Genomic DNA, 4,636 nt, shown 5'->3' on the forward strand with positions numbered 1-4,636 from the left:
CCCTGCGGCCCCCCCGCATTCCCCCGGCGGCGGCCGCCCCCCCCCGGGGGCCCGCCCCCGGCCGTCGTATGACCCCCCGGTCGCACAACGTTCATATACGTGCCGTCATATGCCGTTGCATGGCTCCGCACGTTCGAGGGAATATCCCTTGCAGGTCGACGCCCTGTCCCGGTGGACAAGCGGGGACGGGGCATCGTCGGATTGCCAGCGGACGGCATCGTGCCGTTCGCCCGGGAGGCCCTTTGCACACGGACGACTGTGCGGATCGTGCGTATGACGCGGAGGGCCGGTGTCCGGCCTTCTCCGCAGGGCCCGGCCCGGTCCGCCCCCCGTCTGTGACGGGGGGACCTCACTCCCGCGACGCCGTCGCACCCCAACCTCTCCCGAGGGGGTACGTCCACCCGTGGTGACCAGCGCAAAACGCCGCGTGAACGACCGGCGCACCTATGTCCTCGACACCAGCGTCCTGCTGGCCGATCCAGGCGCCATGGCCCGATTCGACGAGCACGAAGTCGTGCTGCCCGTCGTCGTGGTCACGGAACTGGAGGCCAAGCGGCACCATCCGGAACTGGGGTATTTCGCCCGGCAGGCACTGCGCCTGCTCGACGAGTACCGCATCCGGTACGGCCGTCTGGACGCTCCGATCCCGATCGGCGAACTGGGTGGCACCCTGCGTGTCGAGCTGAACCACTCCGATCCCGGTGTCCTGCCGGCCGCCTTCCGGAACCATGGCGGCCAGGTGGGGGACAACGACTCGCGGATCCTCGCGGTCGCCAGAAACCTCCAGGCCGAGGGGTACGACGTCACCGTCGTCTCCAAGGACCTGCCGCTGCGCATCAAGGCGTCCTCGGTGGGTCTGCTCGCCGAGGAGTACCGGGCGGAGCTGGCGATCACCGACTCGGGCTGGACGGGGATGGCGGAGCTCGCCGTCTCCGCCGATCAGGTCGATGACCTGTTCGCCACCGAGACCGCGTTCATCCCCGAGGCCGCCGAACTGCCGGTGCACACCGGACTGGTCCTCCAGTCCGAACGGGGTAAGGCACTGGGCCGGGTCACCCCGGACGGACAGGTGCGGCTGGTGCGTGGGGACCGTGAGGCGTTCGGCATCCATGGCCGCAGCGCCGAACAGCGCATCGCGCTGGACCTGCTGCTCGATCCCGAGGTCGGCATCCTCTCGATGGGCGGCCGGGCCGGTACGGGCAAGTCGGCGCTGGCGCTGTGCGCGGGTCTGGAGGCCGTACTGGAGCGGCGGCAGCACCGCAAGGTGATGATCTTCCGCCCGCTCTACGCGGTCGGCGGGCAGGAGTTGGGCTATCTGCCCGGCAGCGAGGCCGAGAAGATGAGCCCCTGGGCTCAGGCGGTCTTCGACACGCTGTCCGCGGTGACCAGCGCCGAGGTGATCGAGGAGATCGTCGGACGCGGGATGCTGGAGGTGCTGCCGCTCACCCATATCCGCGGGCGTTCGCTCCATGACGCCTTTGTGATCGTCGATGAGGCGCAGTCCCTCGAACGGAACGTTCTGCTGACCGTTTTGTCCCGCATCGGTGCCAACTCTCGGGTGGTTCTCACCCATGATGTGGCACAGCGGGACAATCTCCGCGTCGGGCGCTATGACGGTGTGGTGGCGGTGGTCGAAAAGCTCAAGGGCCACCCGCTGTTCGCACATGTCACGCTCAACCGTTCCGAGCGTTCACCGATTGCCGCACTGGTGACCGAAATGCTGGAGGACGGCCACATCTGAGCAGGTAGCGGCCGGTTGGGACCGGCATGAGCGACAAGGCGCCGCGCGCAAGGCCAAAGAGCCTAGCCGCGCGGCGTCTTGCTGCGCCGGGATTTCCAGAAATCCCTGGGCGTAAACGAGGTGTGAGCTTTCACACCCAGCGGAGAATTGCCTCCGGGCATCCGCGTCCGGCAGTGTGTGGGTCCTGTCAGGCCCCGCATACGGCACTCATGTACCCCCAGCGGTACCGAAGCACAGCAGCACCAGAACTGAAGAGCGTTCGCCGTATGCCGCCCGAGCACCTCCGGGCCCTCCCGCGGGAGGACCCACCGGGCCCGTGCCTCCCGTGACCAGCCGACCCCTTTCGAAGCACCACTGGGGACGGAACAAGGGGAAGCCAGCGCCAGGGGCACGATTGCGCCCGCGAGGTCACCTAAGCGGGCGATGCTGGAAGGAAACCGAGTGAGCCGGATTTCGGTCCGGGGATTCGCAGTGGCCTCGGCCACCGCGGTCACCACTGTGGGCGCCGTCGTCGGTGTCGCCGCGGGTGGCGAGCAGCAGCAGAGCTCGTCCGACCCGATCGAGGCGACCGCCGCCGACTCGACGCTCCTCGCGGACATACCCGCCGGCCAGCAGGCCGTGGCACAGGGCGCGTCCCTGACGCAGCAGGCGGACGTGCAGTCCACCGCCGCCGACGCGGAGGCCAAGAAGTCCGCCGAGGAAGCTGCCCGCAAGCAGGCTGCCAAGGACGCGAAGGCCAAGAAGGCCGCCGCGGACAAGGCGGCTGCCGAGAAGCTGGCCAAGGAGCGCGAGGACAAGAAGCAGGAGGTCGCGAGCCGCTCTGCGTCGCGCGACGCCGGCAGCATCCCCAAGCAGGCTTCTTACACGATCGCCGAGACGCAGTCGATCGCGCGCCAGATGATCCCCGGCGATCAGTTCCAGTGCTTCAGCAACATCGTGGACCACGAGAGCGGGTGGAACTACAAGGCCACCAACGCCTCGTCGGGTGCCTACGGTCTGGTCCAGGCGCTGCCGGGCTCCAAGATGGCCTCGGCCGGTGCCGACTGGCAGACCAACCCGGCCACCCAGATCAAGTGGGGCCTGAACTACATGAACGACCGCTACGGCAGCCCGTGTGGCGCCTGGTCGTTCTGGCAGGCCAACAACTGGTACTGATCGGAGCCGGCCGCACGGCCGACACCGACCGTCACACATCGCGAAACCCCCGGCCGCACCCGGTCGGGGGTTTCGTCTGTCCTCAGCCGGTAACGTCATCACGGCCAGCAGAGGGAAAACGGGGGTAGGGAAAGACCAATGTCCAGATTGCCGCAATGGGTGGGCAGGCTGGGGGCCGGGCTGTCCCGGCTCGCCACCCGCCTCGAGACCCAGCAGGCTGCCGCTTCCGGCGCCGACGAGGGCGCCGCGAGCGCCTCCGGCTCCGGTGCGCGCGGCCCGGCTGGAACCGGCGCTTCCGCCGACGGCGCCGCGTCATCACCGTCCGGTCCACACGGTCCCGGTGCGGAGGCGGGCAGCGGCGAGGGCGGAACCGCCGTTCCGGAACCCGCCAGCGTTCCCGCGCCGCCCGCCTACGCGCCCGCCGTCACCGCCCGCCCCGACCCGGTGGCCGCCGTGCCCTGGGGCGTACGGGTGGCCGCCGAGGCCGGATGGCGGCTGCTGGTGCTCGCCGGAACGGTCTGGGTGCTGATGCGCGTCATCAGCTCCATCCAACTGGTGGTGCTCTCCTTCACGGTGGCGCTGCTGATCACCGCGCTGCTGGAACCGACCGTCGCCCGGTTCCGCAACCGCGGCGTGCCGCGCGGGCTGGCCACGGCCATCACCTTCATCGGCGGCTTCGTCGTCATGGGACTGGTGATCTGGTTCGTCGTCTGGCAGGTGATGGAGAACATCGACGAGGTCTCCAGCAAGCTCCAGGACGGTATCGACGATCTGCGCCGCTGGCTGCTGCACAGCCCGTTCCATGTGACCGAGGCCCAGATCAACCATGTCGCCAAGTCACTGCGCGAGGCCGTCGGCGCCAACACCGAGGAGATCACCTCGGCCGGGCTGGAGGGCGTGACGGTCGTCGTCGAGGTGCTGACCGGCATCCTGCTGACGATGTTCAGCACACTGTTCCTGCTCTACGACGGGCCGAGGATCTGGAACTGGACCCTCAAGCTGGTGCCGTCCGCCGCCCGTGAGGGTGTCGCGGGCGCGGGCCCGCGGGCCTGGGCCACCTTGACCGCCTATGTGCGCGGCACGGTGATAGTGGCTCTGATCGACGCGATCTTCATCGGTGTCGGGCTGTTCTTCCTCGATGTGCCGATGGCGGTGCCGCTCGCCGTCTTCATCTTCCTGTTCGCCTTCATCCCGCTGGTCGGTGCGGTGGTCTCCGGTGCGCTGGCGGTCGTCGTCGCGCTGGTGACCCAGGGGGTGTTCACCGGGGCGATGGTGCTGCTGGTGGTACTGGCCGTCCAGCAGATCGAGGGCCATATCCTCCAGCCGTTCATCCTCGGCCGGGCCGTGCGGGTCCATCCGCTGGCCGTGGTGCTCTCGGTCGCGGGCGGATCGCTGATCGGCGGGATCGGCGGCGCCGTGGTCGCGGTGCCGCTGGTGGCGGTGACCAATACGGTCGTCGGCTATCTGCACGCGTACAACAAGGACAACGCCCTGCGGGCGGCAGGTCCCGGACCCGGACCGCACGGTGCCACGGCCATCGGGGTGGCTCCCATCGCGCCGCCCTCGGCCGCGCCGCCCGGTGAGGCCACCGACGGCAAGGGCAAGGGCGGGACCAAGGGCACCGACGAGTCCGGCTGACCCGCCGGTTCCGCGGAACGACGACGAGGGGCGCCCCCCCCCCCCCGCGGGGGGGGGGGGCCCGGCGGGCCAGGGCACCGGGGGGCGCCGGGCCCCCCGGCG

General features: G+C 69.8%; 3 protein-coding genes. All 3 read left to right on the forward strand.

The features are described 5' to 3' along the window. Positions 1 to 403 precede the first annotated feature (403 nt). The 3 genes from phoH2 (at position 404) to NMK44_RS03405 (ending at position 4,534) form a co-directional block, all read left to right on the forward strand. Positions 404 to 1,741, forward strand: coding sequence for an RNA 5'-3' helicase PhoH2 (gene phoH2, locus NMK44_RS03395; RefSeq protein ID WP_254738037.1), 1,338 nt, complete (start codon positions 404 to 406; stop codon positions 1,739 to 1,741). A 441-nt stretch (positions 1,742 to 2,182) separates the two neighbouring features. Further along, the gene (locus NMK44_RS03400; protein WP_428849357.1) at positions 2,183 to 2,896 is read left to right on the forward strand and encodes an aggregation-promoting factor C-terminal-like domain-containing protein; all 714 of its coding nucleotides are present in this window, start codon (positions 2,183 to 2,185) and stop codon (positions 2,894 to 2,896) included. 138 nt (positions 2,897 to 3,034) lie between these two features. After that, complete coding sequence (locus tag NMK44_RS03405; RefSeq protein WP_254738039.1) at positions 3,035 to 4,534, forward strand: AI-2E family transporter; 1,500 nt, start codon at positions 3,035 to 3,037, stop codon at positions 4,532 to 4,534. The last annotated feature ends 102 nt before the right edge of the window (positions 4,535 to 4,636 follow it).

Origin of the sequence: Streptomyces cucumeris (assembly GCF_024295805.1) — a bacterium.
GTDB lineage: Bacteria > Actinomycetota > Actinomycetes > Streptomycetales > Streptomycetaceae > Streptomyces > Streptomyces cucumeris.